Here is a 15,763-nt window from a genome sequence, read left to right on the forward strand (position 1 = left end):
TGCGTCGGCGCCGAGGGCGGCGAGGGCGGCGAGGATGTCCAGGCGTCCAGGCGTCCAGGCGTCCAGGCGTCCAAGGCGTCCAAGGCGTCCAAGGCGACGAGGGCGTCCAGGGCGTCCCAGGCGTCCAAGGTGTCCAAGGCGACGAGGGCGGCGAGGGCGTCCAGGGCGTCCCGAGCGGCGAGGGTGTCCAGGGCTTCGGTGGGGCCGGTGAGCGGCGTCCGTCCCGTCCACTTCCGGACGCGGGTCTCCGGGGGCGGGACGGTCGGGCGGTCGCCGGTGCGGTTCGGTGCGGATGCGTTACGCGGGGCGGGCGGGAGTGGGCAGGATGGGGGGATGTCCGATCTTCGTGCGCCGCTCAGCCGTGTCCGTGACGTCCTGCTGGAAGCGGGGTACACCGTCGCCGGTGTGCGGGCGCTGCTGGGGCCGGTGGCGGGCGGGGCCCTGGTGCGGGACGAGATCGTGCCCGCGCTGCGGGCGACCGGGGGCGGGTCGCCGCTGGAGGTGCTGACCCGGTTGTGCTGGCTGCAGGTGCCGGTGCCCCCGGACGGGACGACGGACGAGTTGGTCCGCGCGGGTCTCGCGGAGGCGTCGGGCGGCGAGGTCCGGGGGCTGTTCCACATCGAGCCGCTGGAAGCGGTCGACGGGGACGGGCATGTCGGGTACGTCGTGTCGGACCGGAAGGTGCGCCCGGGGGACGGGGTACCGGCGCCCGATCACGTGGTCGGTGCGGGCGGCGCGTCGGGGAGTCTCGCGCGGCTGGTTGTCCACAGCCCTGTGGATAACGTCCTCGATCTCGGGACGGGCTGCGGCGTGCAGGCGGTGCACGTGGGCGCGCGCGGGCAGGCGCGCCGGATCACCGCGACGGACGTCAACGCGCGGGCGCTCGCACTCGCGGAGATGAGCTTCGAACTGTCCGGGACGGACGGCGTCGAACGCCTGGAGGGGCCGCTGTTCGAGCCCGTCCGGGGGCGGCGGTTCGACCTGATCGTGTCGAATCCGCCGTTCGTCGTCGCGCCGCCCGGCGACCGGCGGTTCACCTACCGGGAGTCCGGGATGCCGGGCGACGACTTCTGCAGGCGGGTCGTCACGGAAGCTCCCGATCTGCTGAACGACGGGGGATATTGCCAGCTCCTGGCCAACTGGCTGCACGTCGACGGGGTGCCGTGGGACGAGCGCGTCGGCGGCTGGGCGGAGGCGTCGGGGTGCGAGGCGTGGGTCGTGCAGCGCGACGTCCAGGACCCGGCGGAGTACGCGGAACTGTGGCTGCGGGACTCGTGCGAGGCGGGGACGCCCGAGTACCGCGCCCGGTACGCGGCGTGGCTCGACCACTTCGAGCGGCAGCGCGTGACGGGCGTCGGGTTCGGGTGGATCACGCTCCGGAAGGGCGACGGGCCGGTGCGCGTCGAGGAACTGCGGCACGCGGTCGAGGAGCCCGTGGGCGCGTACGTGGACGAGGTCCTCGACGGCTTCCGGACGGGCGCGGAGTTTTCCACAGGCTGTGGAAAAACCCTCCGGGCGGCGGAACTGGTGCAGGAGCAGATCGGCCCGCCCGGCGCCGAGGACCCGGAGCGGATCGTCCTGCGCCAGACCGGACGGCTCCGCCGCGCGGCGGGCGTCGGGACGGTCGAGGCGGGCCTCGCGGGCGTCTGCGACGGCTCCCTCCCCCTGGAGCCCCTCCTCGACGCCATCGCCCAGCTAACCGGAGCGGACGCCGCCAGTGTGCGCGCGCACGCGGACGCCGTCCTCCCGGAACTCATCGCAGACGGCTTCTTCCACTGAGTCGGCCGCGCGTCGTGTCGGCCGCACGTCGGGGTCAGCCGCGGGCGTCCTCGATCGTCGCGTAGGCGCTGCCGCGCAGGCGGCGGGCCAGGTCGCGCTGGACGCGGCGCGCCCACAGCGGCCCGCCGTAGATCATCCCGGTGTACCCCTGGACGAGCGTGGCGCCGGCCCGCACGCGTTCCCACACGTCGTCGGCGGTCTCGACGCCGCCGACCGAGACGAGGACGAGCCGGTCGCCGACGCGGGCGCGCAGCCGCCGCAGCACCTCGATCGAACGGTCCGCGAGCGGCGCGCCGGACAGCCCGCCGGTCTCGGCGGCCAGTTCGGGCGCGCTGCGCAGCCCGCCGCGGCCGATGGTGGTGTTGGTGGCGATGACGCCGTCCAGGCCGAGGTCGACGGCGAGGTCGGCGACGGCGTCCACGTCGGCGTCCGCGAGGTCCGGGGCGATCTTGACGAGCAGCGGGACGTGCCGTCCGGCGGTGCGGTCGGCGGCCTCGCGCACGGCGGTCAGCAGCGGGCGCAGGTGCTCGACCGCCTGGAGGTTTCGCAGGCCGGGGGTGTTCGGGGAGCTGACGTTGACGACGAGGTAGTCGGCGAACGGCGCCAGCCGCTCGGCGCTCGCGACGTAGTCGGCCGCGGCCTCCTCCTCCGGGACCGCCTTCGTCTTGCCGATGTTGACCCCGACGATCGTGGCCGCGCCGCGTCCGCGGAGCCGGTCGGCGGCGGCCGCCGAGCCCGCGTTGTTGAACCCCATCCGGTTGACGACGGCCCGGTCGAGGGGGAGGCGGAACAGCCGGGGGCGCGGGTTGCCGGGCTGCGGGCGCCCGGTCACGGTGCCGATCTCGACGTGGCCGAACCCGAACGCGGCGAGCGCCTCGTAGGCGACGGCGTCCTTGTCGAATCCGGCGGCGAGGCCGAGCGGGCTCGGGAAGTCGATCCCGAACGCGCGGACGGCCAGGGCCGGGTCGCGGCGGACCAGCAGGCGGCGCAGCAGCGGCGCGAGCCCCGGCACGGACTGGATCGCCCGCAGCGCCCGCATCGTCAGATGGTGCACGGTCTCGGCCGGGACGCGGGCGATGACCAGTGCGAACAGGAGTCGGTACATCACGGGTCAGTATCCCAGGAAAAACCCTTCGACGATCCGGGGGGCCGCCGCATAGCCTGCCGTCATGCTGACGAATGCCCTGGCCACCGCATGGTGGCCGCTCCCGATCAGGGCGTACCGCCCTCGCCCCGCCGACCTGTCCGGCCGGGACGCGACCGGCGGCTGACCCCGCCGCGCTCCCGCGACCGGACGTGCTGAGACCATGCAGAGCACGAGAACACGGGAGTGACCATGGCCAAGAAGGGCCGGAACGGCCTGCTGGGCGTCGGCGGCCAGCGCAAGAACGTCTCGCGGCGCGACCTGCGGGGCGATGCGCCGCAGGCGGCCGCCAACGCCGACGACCAGGCCGCCCGGAAGCGGGACCTCCTCGCGAAGATGCGGGAACGCAACGAGGAGCGCTCCGCCGAGGGCGAGCAGAACGAAGAGTAGACAGCGCGCGCGCCGGTTCCCTTGGGGACCGGCGCGCGTTCTCTATACCGCTCTTACCGCTCTATACGCCGCGGAACATCCGCCGGAGCGAGAGCCGGACGTCACGGAGCGCCTGCCGGACGGCCCGGTAGGGGACGCCTACGACCACGTTCCACACGGCGCCGATACCACGCCCGACGGGCCGCAGCACGTACGTCCACAGCCATTTGCAGGGGATCGCGACGAACGTCCGGAACAGCCATTGCACGAACCGGGCGGCGTACCGCCACGGCGGCACGACCAGGGAGTTCCACACCCAGGCGATGCCGCGCCCGATGGCCGTGAACATTCGGCCGATCCAGGCCAGCACCGGGTAAAGAACGTACTTCCACAGGAAGACGGCCGGGATCGCGATCAAAACGTTCAGCAGCCACACCACGGGCTTCACCAGCACGAGGTTGAGCAGCCACCCGATCCAGCGCAGGACGGCGACGATCCCGTGTCCGAGCGGGGTCAGCAGCACCCGGTAGATCCACCGCGCCGGGACGACGAGCAGGTAGTAGAGCGTCGTCGCGACCGCTCGTCCGATCGGGGCGAGGATCCACTTGTAGAGGGCGTTCCAGATGCCGCCGAAGACCCAGCCGAGGCCCTTGAAGATCAACCGGAACAGGTCGTACAGGAGCCGGAACGGGAGCACGATCACGAACGCGATGGCGCGGAGCGGGACGACGATCCACGCGGGCCCCGCGGGTTCCGGCCGGGCGGCGGGCTCGGGACGAGGCTCCGGCGCGCGGTGCGCTCCGCGCGCACGCGGGCGGGGCGCACGCGACAGGTCCGCGTACGGTCCGGGCGCGTCCGTCCGGTCGGCGGGGTCGCCACTGGTCACGGATCTTCTCCCTCCGGCAGGCGCCGTGCCCGCGCTTCCGAAGATCTGACCCGCCGGAAGCGTGCACGGTTTCACCCGATTGAACCGGATTCTTGCGTGCGCCGGGGCCGTGAGGGCGGTGCCGTTCGGCTCGCGCCCCAAGAATTTTTCCGGCCGATGAGCCCCGCAACTGTCGCCATGCCAGGTGGCGAACTGGAATGTGCCCATTAACGCGACCGCACGGACCAGCCGCTTTCTCCGGCGGTTTCCCGGCCACATTCACATGTGCCGCGTGCCGCCACGCCGGATGGCTCGATGCCACCTGACAATCTGCTTTCCGTGCCGCGAAAAGCGCCTAGGAAAGGGCGGATTCGCATGTCATCCTACCTTTGGGAAGTGGGGATGAACGGGGAGAAGACACCATGCGGATCCTGCCGGCGCGCTCGCCCTCCGGAAAGTCCTTCCGGCTCTTCAACGCATCGAAGTCCGCTCTCGACGACGAGTCCGTCCCTTCCATCCGGCTGCGGCTGATGTTCGGGGTCGACATCGAGGACTTCAGTGGACGCACCCAGAAAATGCAGGCCGACGCCCAGCGCGACCTCGAACGGGTGCTGATCCGCGCGGCCGACGCCACCGGCATCGACCCGCGCCGCTGGCGGCTGCAGCCCGGCGGCGACGGCGCCCTGATCGTCCTGCCCGAGGGCATCGACTTCGGCCGCGTCGTCGGGTGCCTCCCCGCGAACATCGAACGCGAACTCGCACGACTCGTGCGTCCGGGACGGCGCCTGCGGCTGCGGCTCGCCGTGCACTACGGCTTCGTCACGAGCCCCGCGTCGTCGTTCGGCCCGGCCGGGGACGCCCCGGTGCTGGTCGCGCGGCTGCTGGACGCCGCCCCGGTGCGCCGCCGCCTCGCCGAATCCCCGGACCGCGACCTCGCGCTGATCGTCTCCGACCGGATCTTCCGCGACGTCGTCGCCAGCGGCATGTGCGCCCTGCGGCCCGGCGACTTCCGTCGCGCCGACATGGTGGTCAAGGGCCGCGGCTACCGCGGCCACGTGCACGAACCCGGCGGATGATCTCGTCTGGGACGATCGGGGGATGTACGAACGCTTCGCCCGCGAGTACGCCGCGCACGCCGAGTCGAGCGCGTACAACGCCTACTACGACCGTCCGGCCGTGCTCGGCCTCGCGGGCGACGTCGCGGGCGCGACGGTGTTCGACGCGGCGTGCGGCCCCGGCCTCTACGCGGCCGAACTCCTCGACCGGGGCGCCCGCGTCCTCGGCTGCGACGCCAGCCCGACGTTCGTCGGACTGGCCCGGGACCGCACGGGCGGCCGCGCCGACCTCCGCGTGCACGACCTCGCCGACCCGCTGACCTGGGTGCCGGACGGCTCGGTGGACCTCGCCGTCCTCGCCCTCGCCGTCCACTACCTGGACGATCCGGTCGCGCTGCTCCGCGAGTTCCGCCGCGTGCTGCGGCCGTCCGGCGCGGTCGTCCTGTCCACCGAGCACCCGGCGAAGGCGTGGCGGCGGCTCGGCGGCTCGTACTTCACGGTGGAACCCGTCGAGGAATCCCTCAGCTCGGAGCGGGACTGGCCGGTCCGCTCGTGGCGGCGGCCCCTCACCGACCTCAACGCCGTGTTCCGCGCCGCCGGATTCCTCATCGAAGAGCTGCTCGAACCGCGTCCCGTCCCGGAGATGGCCGACCGCTACCCGGACGACCACGCATCTCTCGCCACCTTCCCGGCCTTCATCGCGTTCCGCCTGATCCCCGACCCCCGCTAGCGCCCTGACGTTGACCTGCGGCGTGTTGCCCTAACTCGGGCGCCCATAAGGGCAACACGCCGCAGGTCAACGAACCCCGGCGAACCTTGGTGGCCGCCGCAGCAGTCGTTGTCCGCGCCTTCCCGCGGGCTGAGGGTATAGTCGGTTTCTGATATCAGGGAGCGACTATGGCACGAAGTGTGGACAATCCGCTGGCCCTCGCGGTGCTGGGCCTGCTGCTGGAACGGCCGATGCACCCGTACGAGATGGGGGTCGTGCTCCGGGAGCGCGGGACGAACGTCCGGACGAACCGGGGGTCGCTGTACGACGTCGTCGCGGCGCTCGAACGGCAGGGATGGGCCCGCGCCCGCGAGACCGTCCAGGACGGGGGCCGCCCCGCCCGGACCGTCTACGAGCTGACCGGCGAGGGCCGGGACGCCTTCACCCGGCGGCTCGACGAGCTGATCCGGGTGCCGAAGCAGGAGTACCCGGTCTTCCTCACGGCCGTCGCCTACCTCGGCGCGCTCGGCCTCGAAGGGGCGACGGCCGCGCTGAACGAGCGGGCGGGGCGGCTCCGCGACGACCTCGCGCGGCTCGACTCCGGACTGGCCGGGGCCGACGTGCCCCGCCTGTACGTCATCGAGGCCGAGTACGCGCGCGCGCTCGTCCGGGCCGAGCTGGCTTGGGTCGAGGACGTCCTTACGGAGATCGCCGACGGAACGCTCACCTGGCCCCACACCGAGGAGGATTGATGGAGTTCGGCATCTACCCGGGCGGGATCACCGGCGACGACGAGGGCGGCCTCGCCACCGGCCCGGCCGACGACCCGGCGGAGATCCTCGCGGCCCTGCGAGACCTCCAGGGCGACGGCCCGTTCCTCGTGCGCGGCTACTGCGGCTTCACCGACCCCGGACGTCCCCGGACGGAGACCCCGCAAGACGTCGAGCGGTACGCCGGGGACGGGCGCCGCCTCGACATCGTCGTCCAGTACCAGTCGGACTCCGGGGACGTGCCCGGCTACCTGGAGTTCGTCCGCGGCGTCCTGCACCGCCACGGCCCGGCGATCGCGACGCTGCAGATCACCGAGGAGCCGAACGTCGCGGGCATCGCCACCCTCGACGGCTACTACCCGGACGTCCGCCGCGCCCTGGTCGAGGGCGTCGTCGCCGCCCGCGCGGAGGCCGACCGCCTCGGCCTGGACGACCTGCGCGTCGGCTTCAACACGACACCGATGTTCGGCCCGGCCGCCGGGTTCCTCGGCGATCTGACGGAGTTCGGCGGGCGGGCCTTCGTCGACGCGCTCGGCTACGTCGGCCTCGACTTCTTCCCGGACGTGTTCATGCCCGCCCCCGACCCCGGTGCGGCCACGGCCGGGCTCCTGGCGATGCACCGCGACCTGATGACGGCGGCCGGGATCCCGGCCGCCGTCCCCCTGCACGTCACCGAGAACGGCTGGCCGACGGGGCCCGGCCGCACCCCGGAACGGCAGGCCGAGGTCCTCGGGGCCGTCCTGGACGCGGTCGTCGGCGAGAGCGGCGCGCTCGGCATCGGCGCCTACCTCCACTTCGCGCTGCGCGACGCCGACTCGTCGAAGGACGGGCTCTTCCACCGGTTCGGGCTGCTGTACGACGACTACGGCCGCAAGCCCGCCTTCGACGTGTTCCGCCGGGCCGTCAGGACAGTCCGTACGCCCGGATGATCGTCTGCGTCACCGTGTTCCCGTCGCGGTCCGCGGCCGTCGCGCGGAGCGAGACGAACTCGGCGCCGTCGTCCGGGTCGACCCGGACGAGGCCGAGGGCCGGGCCACCGGCCGTCGGCAGCGTCCGCCAGGTGGCGCCGTCGTCGAACGACGCCTCGACCTCGATCGACGTGACGGGCACCGCCGGGGCGCCCGGGTTGCGCTCGACCCAGTACGGGACGAGCGCGGCCCGGTCGCCGGGCGCGCGGTTGCGTTCGTCCAGCCCGGCGGGCAGGAAGCGCGCGGCCAGCAGCGGCAGTTGCGTCACCTCGGCGGTCTCGGCGGAACGGAACGTCCAGACGGTCTCCTGTTCGGTCGTGAGCGAGCCGGCGGGCAGGTCCGGACGTGTGAGCGTGTACCGCATCGTGTACGCCGCCTCCTCCGCCGGGACCGTCACCTCGATGTCGGGCGCGCCCCCTCGGGTGACCTCGACTTCCTTCAGGACCGTGCCGTCCCGGCTCAGCGAGAACGCGCCCGTGCCCGTGAAGACGCGGCCGCAGGAGTCGAGCGCCCCGGTGGACGGGCAGCCGGGCGCGACCGTCAGCAGGTCGCCGTCCCGCTCGTTGCCCCAGTCGTCCACCGCCGTCCCGACGACGGCCGCGTTCCACGCGTCCGCGAGGGGGCCCGCCCGGTACGAGCGTCCGTCCCGGAAGATCCGCGCGACCTCGTCGTCCGCGTCGTCGTACATGCGGAGGTCCTGGTGCCAGGTCACGTCGTCGCCCGCCCGCAGGTACAGGGTGAAGTCGTCCGGCACGGGCCGGGGCACGTTCGTCGCGAGGCTCCCCGTCTCCCCGGCGCTGTAGGCGGACGTGCGCAGCGACCCGCTCGTGGCGCCGTCGAAGGCCCGGACGGACGTGCGTATCCGCGCCATGTCCGCCAGCCGTGTCCGCACGGACGGATCCGCCGGGATCCCCCGGCGGGAGCGGAAATCGTGGAACACGTACGGGCTCGGGTCGGCGCCCGCCTTCTGCCACGTGTTCAGCACGGTGAAGGTGAGTTCCTCGTCCGATCCGGGCTGCACCGAGATCCGCTTCCCGGCGCCGCCGTCGAGGAACATCATGCTCCAGAAGCGGTCCGTGATCAGGCCCAGCCCGACGGTCGCGTCGGTCATCTCCGCGCCCGGTGTGTCGTTGGTGAACTCGACCGGCGTGTTCGTCCGGGCGTCCATCGGGACGGTGTTCGCCCCGGCCTCGAACTCGTGGATCTTCCGGAAGCCGTGCGTCCACCCGTCCGTCCCGAACTGGCCCGAGACGTCGTAGGTCCCGACGGGGACGCGCACCGTGGCGGTTCCGTCGGCGCTGCCGTAGGCGTCGAACCGCTCGCCGGTCTCCATGTTCGTCAGCGACGCGTACGCCCCGGCGGGGGAGCCGTCGAGGTCGGTGACCCGGATCGTGACGTTGCTCGTCGGCGGTTCGACGTACGCCGCGACCGGCGTGACGACCGCGGGGCCGTCCGCGCCCGTCGCGGTCAGCGTGCCGGTGAACAGTCCCGCCCGGACGCCCTCCGTGCCCCGCAGGGTGAGTGCGACCGTCGCCGCACCGTTCGCCGGGACCGTGATCCGGTCGCGGTCGAGCGTCGCCGCCCCCGCCGGGAGCGCGGCGCCGTCCGGGCCGGTCAGCTCGATGCCCAGCCCCAGTTCGACGGGCGCACCGCCCGCGTTCCGGTAGGTGACCTCCCGGACGACCTCGGACGGCCCGGAGTCGGGCCACTTCACGTCCGCGTGGACGGTCGGCGGCGACGCGGCGACGCGCTGCTCGACCGCCGCGGCGACGTCGACGCGTCCGGCGCCCTGGACCCCGAAGTCGACGGGCAGCCGCTTCGCGGACGCCAGCAGCGTGGACTTCAGCCGCGGCCCGTCCCAGCCGGGGTGCTGCTGCGCGAGCACCGCCGCGGCCCCCGCCACGTGCGGCGTCGCCACCGACGTGCCGGACATCCGGGTGTAGGAGTCGTCCACCGGAGAACCCGCCGACGTGCCGTCCGCGCGCGCGCCGACGATTCCCACTCCGGGGGCCATGATCTCGGGTTTGATCAGGTAGTCCCAGGTGCGCGGCCCCCGCACGGCCGAGGCCGGGCGGTCCTGCGGGTCGACGCTGCTGACCGCGAGCGCCGACTCCGCCGCGCCCGGCAGCGAGATGAACCCGGGGACCGGCCACGACAGGTCGCCGGCCGGGGCGACGAACAGCGCGCCCGTCTCCGCCGACAGGTCGTTGACCGCCTGCTCCACGGGTTCGGTCGCGGGCGTGTCGCAGAAGCAGCTCATGCTGAGGTTCACGACGTCGGCCTTCGCCTCCTTCGCCGCCCACGTCATCCCGGCGATCAGCCACGACTCCTGCCCCTGCCCGGAGTCGTCGAGCACCTTGCCGCTGACGATCCGCGCGTCGGGCGCGACGCCCCGGTACTTCCCGCCCGACGCCGCGCCCGACCCGGCGATGACGGACGCGACGTGCGTCCCGTGCCCGTTCGCGTCGTCGGCGGACCCGGCCGTGGTGAAGTTCCGCGCCGCCGCGACGTCGAGGTCGGGATGCCCGCCGTCGACGCCGGTGTCGAGGACGGCCACCGTGACGCCCTCGCCCGTGAGGCCCTTCTCCCACGCGGCCGGCGCGCCGATCCGCGGGACGCTGCCGTCCAGGCTCGCCTTCACCTTCCCGTCCAGCCAGAGCCGCGCCGACGGATCGGCGACGAACTCGCGCCACGTCTTCGCCAGCCCGTCCTTGTCCGCCCGCACGGCCGTGAGGCCCCCGGCCGAGATCGTCCGCGCGGACCGCAGGGACGCGACCGGACGCGACGCGATCAGCGGCAGGTCGCCGGTCCGTTCGTCCCCGTAGCCGGACGCGAGCAGCCGGTGGACCTCGAACAACCGCCGGTCGAGCCGTCCGTCCGCCAGCAGCGGGACGGCGTCCATCGGGGTCACGGTGATCTCGGTCGCCGTCACGTGCGCGGCGAATCCGACGTCGTCCCGTCCGGTCCCGGGCTCGACGGACACGCGCGGCGTCCGTCCGTCCCGGGGGGTGACGACGACCCGGTCGCCGGTCACGAGCGTGACCGTCCGGGACGGGCCGTCCGGCGGGGTGGACCGGACGGGCGCGGCCGCGGCGGCGTGGGCACGGTGAGCGCGGCGAGGCAGCCGAGCGCGGTGGCCGCGGCGGCGAGTGGTCTGAAGGCTCGGCGATGGAGTCGGTTCCGGTCTGGGGGCACGGCGATCACTCCTCGGCGCGGGGAACACTGCCACCATATGCTGGCATCGTCGTTCCGCCCAGCCCCGCTGACCACACCCGGCCGCCCCGCACCGGACGTGCCGCGCTCGCGGGCGGGCGCCGCCCCGTCCGAACGATTTGCGCTGGAGCGGACTCCAGCGCATAGCTTCGCGACATGGCCGAAGTCGTTGAGCCGGAAGCGGTCGGCATCCGGGCGGTATCGGAGCTGACCGGGCTGAGCATGGACACGCTGCGCTGGTACGAGCGGGAGGGGCTCCTGCCACAGGTGGAGCGGGGGCCGGACGGTCGCCGCCGGTACCCGCCCGGGGCCGTCCGGTTCGTCCGGCTCGTGCAGGCGCTGCGCGCCACCGGGATGCCGGTGGGCGACGTGCGGGCGTTCGTCCGGATGGGCTCGGGGCTGGAGTGGCACGACGCCCGCGCGGCGCTGCTGGAGGAGCACGCGGCGGACGTCGAGCGGCGGATCGAACGGCTGCGGCGGGACCTCGCGGTGGTGCGGGACAAGATCGCGCACCACCGGGACCTGAAGCGGCGCGGCCTGGACTGCGAGGACGAGATCGGCGGAGCGGGGGACGAGCATGCGTAAGGCGACCGGATGGGCGGCCCGAACACCGGGAGCGGCCCTCGAACGGTGGGAGTTCGAACGGCGTGAACCGCGCGAACGGGACGTGGCGGTGCGCGTCCGGTACTGCGGCGTGTGCGCCTCCGACCTGTCGGCCGTCCGGCACGGCGACCCGTCCGGCTTCCCGCTCGTGCCGGGGCACGAGATCGTCGGGGAGGTCGCCGCGGTCGGCTCCGCCGTGTCCGCGTTCGCCGTCGGCGACCCGGTGGCCGTCGGCAACATCGTCGACTCCTGCCGGACCTGCGCCGCCTGCCGCGCGGGACGGGAGAACTGGTGCGAGCAGGGCGTCACCCTCACCTACGGCGGCACCGACCGGGTCGACGGGACGCGGACGCAGGGCGGCTTCTCGTCCGAGTACGTCGTCGACGAGCACTTCGTGCACCCGCTGCCGGACGGGCTCGATCCGGCGGGCGCGGCCCCGCTGATGTGCGCGGGCGTCACCACCTGGGTGCCGCTGCGCCGCTGGGGCGCCGGTCCCGGCCGGACGGTCGGCGTCGTCGGCATGGGCGGACTCGGGCATGTCGCCCTCAAGCTCGCCCACGCGCTGGGCGCCGAGACCGTGCAGTTCACGACGTCCCCCGCGAAGGCGGAGGAAGCGCGCCGGCTCGGCGCCGACGAGGTCGTCCTGTCGCCGGACGAGCGGGCGATGGCCGCGCAGGCGGGCCGCTGCGACCTGATCATCGACACCGTCGGCGCGCCGCACGCGCTGGAGCCGTACCTGGACGCCCTGGCCGTCGACGGGACCCTGTGCCTGGTCGGCATTCCCGAGGCGGACCTCCGGGTGCGCCCGATGAGCCTGATCGTCGGCGCGAAGAACCTGGCCGGGGCCGGCAGCGGAGGCGTCGCCGAGACCCGGGAGATGCTCGGTTTCTGCGCCCGGCACGGCATCACCGCCGAAACCGAGGTCGTCCCCGCGCACGAGGTCGGCACCGCCCTCGACCGCCTGGCCCGCAACGACGTCCGCTACCGCTTCGTCCTCGACATGGCGGGCTGACCCGCCGCCCGCCCGCCCGGACGACGCCGCCGACGACGCGCCGCACCCCGCCCCGGGATGCGGCGGCGTTCTCTTTCCTCTAAGTGAAATCCCGCACGATAAACATCCCGCGCGCGGCGACGGTCTAACCTATTGAGACGGTCTCGCGACGGACCGGCGGCGGCTCGGCCCGCGCCGTCCGCGACGTCCGTGAGTGCAGGTCAACCGAAGATTTCCCTCATTCCTCAGGAGAATCCCGTGGCGTCGCAGCGTCCTTCGTCCGACCTCATCGATCTGGTCATCGAGCAGTGGGGCCGCGAGATGCCCGGGATGGACGTCGACAGCATCCGCGTCCTCGGCCGCCTGCACCGCTGCGACGTCCGCTACCAGGCGCTCGTCACCGAGACCCTCGCCGAGTTCGACCTGACGACCCCCGCGTTCGACGTCCTGGCGTCGCTGCGCCGCAGCGGCCCCGGCTACCGGCGCACCGCGGGCGAACTCGCGCAGGTCGGGCTGATCACCACCGGCGGCCTCACCCAGCGCATCGACCGCCTGGAGAAGGCGGGCCTCGTCCGGCGCGCGAAGGACGAGCACGACCGCCGCGTCGTCTACATCGAGCTGACCGAGGCGGGCCGCGACCTCATCGACCGGGTCGTCGAGAAGCATTTCCGCACGCAGGAGCGGATGCTCGGCACGCTCCGCCAGTCCGAACGGCGCGAGCTGGCGCGGCTGCTGTCGCGCCTGGAGGTCTCCCTCGACGTCTTCGACCACCTCCGCGAGGACGACGCCGCGACCGCGTGACCCGCCCCGCCGCGGTTCGGCCGGAGCGCGCTCCAGGTGGCTAGGGTCGGACGGGGCCGCCGCGGCCCCGACGACTCCGGAGAGGAATCCATGCCACGCATCGCCACCGCCGAGCGCGTCGATCGCGCCGCGCTGCTGGAGTTCCTGCGCCCCCGCCACCGCGGCGTGCTCGTCACCGCGCGCTCCGGCGGGGCGCCGCAGATGTCCCCGGTGACCTGCGGCGTCGACGGCGAGGGACGCATCGTCGTGTCGACGTACCCGGGCCGTGCGAAGGCGCGGAACGCGCGCCGCGACCCGTCGGTGTCGATCTGCGTGCTGTCCGACGACTGGGACGGCCCGTACGTGCAGGTGGACGGCCGCGCCGAGGTCCTCGACATGCCGGACGCGCTCGACGGGCTCGTCGACTACTACCGCTGCATCGCCGGGGAGCACCCCGACTGGGACGACTACCGGCGGGCGATGGCGCGGCAGAACAAGTCCCTGATCCGCGTCACCGTCGACGGGTGGGGGCCGATCGCGACCGGCGGCTTCCCGCCCGGTTCCGCCGCGTCCCGATGACACGGGAGCGGATCCGGGACCTGATGCCGTCCGGCCGGGTGCGGTGGGAACCGTCGGAGGACCTCGCGGCACGGGCGGCGCCGATCCCGCTGAACGATCTCGTCGAGGCCGTGTACGACGGCGACGAGCCCCGGTGGCGCCGGGCGGCCTGCGCCCGGGCGCTGACCGGACGGGTGCCGGACGAACGCGCGGGCGCGCTGCTGGAGTTCGTCCGGGACGGCGGCGCCACCGCGGACGTCCGCGCGGCGCTGCTGGAGGCGCTGAGCGAACCGGACCGTCCGTACTCGGCCGGGCTGCTCGAATGGCTGCGGGCGCAGGAGGACCGCGACGAGTGGCGCCACGTCCGCCCGGCGCTCGCGGTGGCGCGCGCGAAGCTGGGAGACCTGAGCGTGGCGCGGGGCCTCGTGGCCATGGCCGCCGACCCGTGGACGCAGCTGCGGATGCCGGGGGAGCGGGGCGTCGACGCGCTGATCGACACGTGCGGACTCGCCGCGGTGCTCGCCGAGCTGGGCGCCGATTCCACCGGGACGCTCGCGGTGCGCGGCGCGTCGGCGGACGAGCGGCTCCTCGGCGTCCGGCTCCGCTGGCGTGCGGGCGACGACATCGTCGCGTCGCTCGCGGACGACTCGCGCACGGTCGCGCGGACGGCGCACGACCTGCTCGCCGACGCCGACGCCGACTGCGAGGGGGCGCTCTGGGAACTGGTGCGGCGGCGGGCGCCGGGCCACCTGTGGGCGCTCGCCGTCCTGCACCGGCGCGGACGCGACGTCCGGTCCGCGTGGGAAGCGGCCGGTTCGCCCCGCGTCGAACTCCCGGACGCGCCGCCGGACGTGCGCGCGGCGATCGTCCGCGCGGCGACGCGCCGGGGGAGCGCGGCACCGACCCCCGCTGGCTGGTCGAGGCGGCGCTCCTCGAACCGGAACCGGACCCGGACGGACGGGTGGCGGCGGCGCTCGACCGCGCCGTGCGGGCGCTCGCCGACGCGGGCCTGGAGCCGCGCGAACCGAAGGACGCCGGGGCCTACCACCGGACGGGCCACGGCACTTACCACGTCGTGGAGATCACCGAGGGCCGCGTCCTGGTGAGCAAGCTCGGGCCCTACTTCACGAGCCTGCGGGACGAACCCGGCCCGGCCATGCGGGCGGCGGGCTTCACGCGCATCGGCGGCGACCTGGCCGAGACGGTCGTCGCGGGGCTGCACGTCTACTTCTTCGGCGACCGGGAGCCGCTCCGCGTCCACGACCTCCTGTTCTACTGGCAGGACTGACCGGAGACGACCTCGGGGAACCGGAACCGGAACCGCGCGTCGCGGCCGCGGAGCCGGTGGTCGAGAAACGCGGCCGCGCAGGCCCGCTGGACGGCGATCGCCCGCTCCGGGTCGACGGTGCCGATCGCCGCGGCGAGCCCCCCGGCCGGTTCGACGCCCCGCCGGGCGAGCGCGGGCAGCACCGCCGACGCGTCCGTGAACGAGGCGTGCCGCGAACCGCGCAGCAGCACGCTCGCCGTCCATCCGCGGGTGTTGCGCCGGAACGCCGCCCACGACGGTTCGACCGCGTCGCCGCCGTCCGACCGCAGGAACAGCAGCGGACGGTCCAGCCCGTCCCGCGCGACCGTGCTCAGCGTGCCGTCCGGGAAGTCCATCTGCCCGTCCATGTTGATCCCCGCGCGGATGCGCCGGTCGTCGTGCATGGCCTGCGCGGCGGTGAACCCGCCGGCCGAATGCCCGATCATGCCGACGCGGCCGGTGTCGAGGGCCGCACCGGCGCGCCGTCCGAGATCGGGCAGCCGGTCCAGGACGAACCGGGTGTCGGCCACCCGCGCCGCCATCGCCTTCTTCAGCAGCGCGGCGATCTCCCCGGGCGTCGAGGGCGGCGGCGCGCCCAGCAGCTCGCTGGTGACCAGCCGCCCGCCGGGGAACTCCACCTCGGACGACTCGTA

General features: G+C 74.0%; 15 protein-coding genes and 1 pseudogene. 12 read left to right on the plus strand and 4 right to left on the minus strand.

Features of this window, described 5'->3' with window-relative positions:
- The first annotated feature begins 333 nt into the window (after positions 1-333).
- Complete coding sequence (locus tag BJF79_RS15380) at positions 334-1,779, plus strand: methyltransferase (protein ID WP_075898146.1); 1,446 nt, start codon at positions 334-336, stop codon at positions 1,777-1,779.
- 34 nt (positions 1,780-1,813) lie between these two features.
- On the opposite strand, the gene BJF79_RS15385 is transcribed toward BJF79_RS15380, so the two are convergent.
- The gene (locus BJF79_RS15385; protein ID WP_075898148.1) at positions 1,814-2,884 is read right to left on the minus strand and encodes a quinone-dependent dihydroorotate dehydrogenase; all 1,071 of its coding nucleotides are present in this window, start codon (positions 2,882-2,884) and stop codon (positions 1,814-1,816) included.
- Positions 2,885-3,115: 231 nt separating this feature from the next.
- On the opposite strand from BJF79_RS15385, the gene BJF79_RS15390 reads away from it, so the two are divergent.
- Positions 3,116-3,313, plus strand: coding sequence for a DUF6243 family protein (locus BJF79_RS15390; protein ID WP_075898172.1), 198 nt, complete (start codon positions 3,116-3,118; stop codon positions 3,311-3,313).
- Positions 3,314-3,374: 61 nt separating this feature from the next.
- Here BJF79_RS15390 and BJF79_RS15395 read toward each other — a convergent pair whose 3' ends face one another.
- Complete coding sequence (locus tag BJF79_RS15395) at positions 3,375-4,178, minus strand: hypothetical protein (RefSeq protein WP_075898150.1); 804 nt, start codon at positions 4,176-4,178, stop codon at positions 3,375-3,377.
- Between the two features lie 401 nt (positions 4,179-4,579).
- Between BJF79_RS15395 and BJF79_RS15400 the strand changes: the two genes are divergently transcribed.
- From BJF79_RS15400 to BJF79_RS15415, 4 genes are all read left to right on the plus strand, one after another.
- The gene (locus BJF79_RS15400) at positions 4,580-5,233 is read left to right on the plus strand and encodes a hypothetical protein (RefSeq protein WP_075898152.1); all 654 of its coding nucleotides are present in this window, start codon (positions 4,580-4,582) and stop codon (positions 5,231-5,233) included.
- Positions 5,234-5,255: 22 nt separating this feature from the next.
- Positions 5,256-5,942 carry a class I SAM-dependent methyltransferase gene (locus tag BJF79_RS15405; RefSeq protein ID WP_075898154.1) on the plus strand — a complete coding sequence of 229 codons (687 nt, stop codon included), beginning with the start codon at positions 5,256-5,258 and terminating at the stop codon, positions 5,940-5,942.
- A gap of 167 nt (positions 5,943-6,109) precedes the next feature.
- Positions 6,110-6,673 (plus strand): PadR family transcriptional regulator, encoded by a 564-nt coding sequence (locus BJF79_RS15410; RefSeq protein WP_075898156.1) that lies wholly within the window; start codon positions 6,110-6,112, stop codon positions 6,671-6,673.
- On the plus strand, positions 6,673-7,620 hold the full coding sequence (locus tag BJF79_RS15415; RefSeq protein WP_075898158.1) for a hypothetical protein: 948 nt from the start codon (positions 6,673-6,675) through the stop codon (positions 7,618-7,620). The genes BJF79_RS15410 and BJF79_RS15415 overlap by 1 nt, the downstream gene beginning before the upstream one ends.
- On the opposite strand, the gene BJF79_RS15420 is transcribed toward BJF79_RS15415, so the two are convergent.
- Positions 7,595-10,693: a S8 family serine peptidase gene (locus tag BJF79_RS15420; protein ID WP_083733472.1), complete on the minus strand. Its 3,099-nt coding sequence runs from the start codon at positions 10,691-10,693 to the stop codon at positions 7,595-7,597. The two genes, BJF79_RS15415 and BJF79_RS15420, sit on opposite strands and share 26 nt — an antisense overlap.
- 335 nt (positions 10,694-11,028) lie before the next feature.
- On the opposite strand from BJF79_RS15420, the gene BJF79_RS15425 reads away from it, so the two are divergent.
- From BJF79_RS15425 to BJF79_RS15450, 6 genes are all read left to right on the plus strand, one after another.
- A complete protein-coding gene (locus tag BJF79_RS15425) occupies positions 11,029-11,457 on the plus strand; it encodes a MerR family transcriptional regulator (RefSeq protein ID WP_075898160.1) in 429 nt (142 codons plus the stop codon).
- Positions 11,450-12,487 (plus strand): NAD(P)-dependent alcohol dehydrogenase, encoded by a 1,038-nt coding sequence (locus BJF79_RS15430; protein WP_075898162.1) that lies wholly within the window; start codon positions 11,450-11,452, stop codon positions 12,485-12,487. Before BJF79_RS15425 ends, BJF79_RS15430 begins: the two co-directional genes overlap by 8 nt.
- A 237-nt stretch (positions 12,488-12,724) precedes the next feature.
- Positions 12,725-13,267 carry a MarR family winged helix-turn-helix transcriptional regulator gene (locus BJF79_RS15435; RefSeq protein WP_262402076.1) on the plus strand — a complete coding sequence of 181 codons (543 nt, stop codon included), beginning with the start codon at positions 12,725-12,727 and terminating at the stop codon, positions 13,265-13,267.
- 90 nt (positions 13,268-13,357) lie between these two features.
- On the plus strand, positions 13,358-13,825 hold the full coding sequence (locus tag BJF79_RS15440; RefSeq protein WP_075898164.1) for a PPOX class F420-dependent oxidoreductase: 468 nt from the start codon (positions 13,358-13,360) through the stop codon (positions 13,823-13,825).
- Positions 13,822-14,910: a hypothetical protein gene (locus tag BJF79_RS15445; RefSeq protein WP_158079182.1), complete on the plus strand. Its 1,089-nt coding sequence runs from the start codon at positions 13,822-13,824 to the stop codon at positions 14,908-14,910. The genes BJF79_RS15440 and BJF79_RS15445 overlap by 4 nt, the downstream gene beginning before the upstream one ends.
- The gene (locus tag BJF79_RS15450; protein ID WP_075898168.1) at positions 14,880-15,092 is read left to right on the plus strand and encodes a hypothetical protein; all 213 of its coding nucleotides are present in this window, start codon (positions 14,880-14,882) and stop codon (positions 15,090-15,092) included. The genes BJF79_RS15445 and BJF79_RS15450 overlap by 31 nt, the downstream gene beginning before the upstream one ends.
- Here the strand turns inward: BJF79_RS15450 and BJF79_RS15455 are convergent.
- A pseudogene (locus BJF79_RS15455) lies at positions 15,077-15,763 on the minus strand (lipase); the annotation flags it as partial. The gene BJF79_RS15450 and the pseudogene BJF79_RS15455 overlap by 16 nt on opposite strands.

The sequence above is a fragment of the Actinomadura sp. CNU-125 genome, from assembly GCF_001942465.1.
Taxonomy (GTDB): domain Bacteria; phylum Actinomycetota; class Actinomycetes; order Streptosporangiales; family Streptosporangiaceae; genus Spirillospora.

Excerpts from the sequence above, each read along its gene's own strand:
- BJF79_RS15380 (WP_075898146.1), top strand. The coding sequence starts at position 334 with ATGTCCGATCTTCGTGCGCCGCTCAGCCGTGTCCGTGACGTCCTGCTG.
- BJF79_RS15385 (WP_075898148.1), bottom strand. The coding sequence starts at position 2,884 with ATGTACCGACTCCTGTTCGCACTGGTCATCGCCCGCGTCCCGGCCGAG.
- BJF79_RS15390 (WP_075898172.1), top strand. The coding sequence starts at position 3,116 with ATGGCCAAGAAGGGCCGGAACGGCCTGCTGGGCGTCGGCGGCCAGCGC.
- BJF79_RS15400 (WP_075898152.1), top strand. The coding sequence starts at position 4,580 with ATGCGGATCCTGCCGGCGCGCTCGCCCTCCGGAAAGTCCTTCCGGCTC.
- BJF79_RS15405 (WP_075898154.1), top strand. The coding sequence starts at position 5,256 with ATGTACGAACGCTTCGCCCGCGAGTACGCCGCGCACGCCGAGTCGAGC.
- BJF79_RS15410 (WP_075898156.1), top strand. The coding sequence starts at position 6,110 with ATGGCACGAAGTGTGGACAATCCGCTGGCCCTCGCGGTGCTGGGCCTG.
- BJF79_RS15415 (WP_075898158.1), top strand. The coding sequence starts at position 6,673 with ATGGAGTTCGGCATCTACCCGGGCGGGATCACCGGCGACGACGAGGGC.
- BJF79_RS15425 (WP_075898160.1), top strand. The coding sequence starts at position 11,029 with ATGGCCGAAGTCGTTGAGCCGGAAGCGGTCGGCATCCGGGCGGTATCG.
- BJF79_RS15430 (WP_075898162.1), top strand. The coding sequence starts at position 11,450 with ATGCGTAAGGCGACCGGATGGGCGGCCCGAACACCGGGAGCGGCCCTC.
- BJF79_RS15440 (WP_075898164.1), top strand. The coding sequence starts at position 13,358 with ATGCCACGCATCGCCACCGCCGAGCGCGTCGATCGCGCCGCGCTGCTG.
- BJF79_RS15445 (WP_158079182.1), top strand. The coding sequence starts at position 13,822 with ATGACACGGGAGCGGATCCGGGACCTGATGCCGTCCGGCCGGGTGCGG.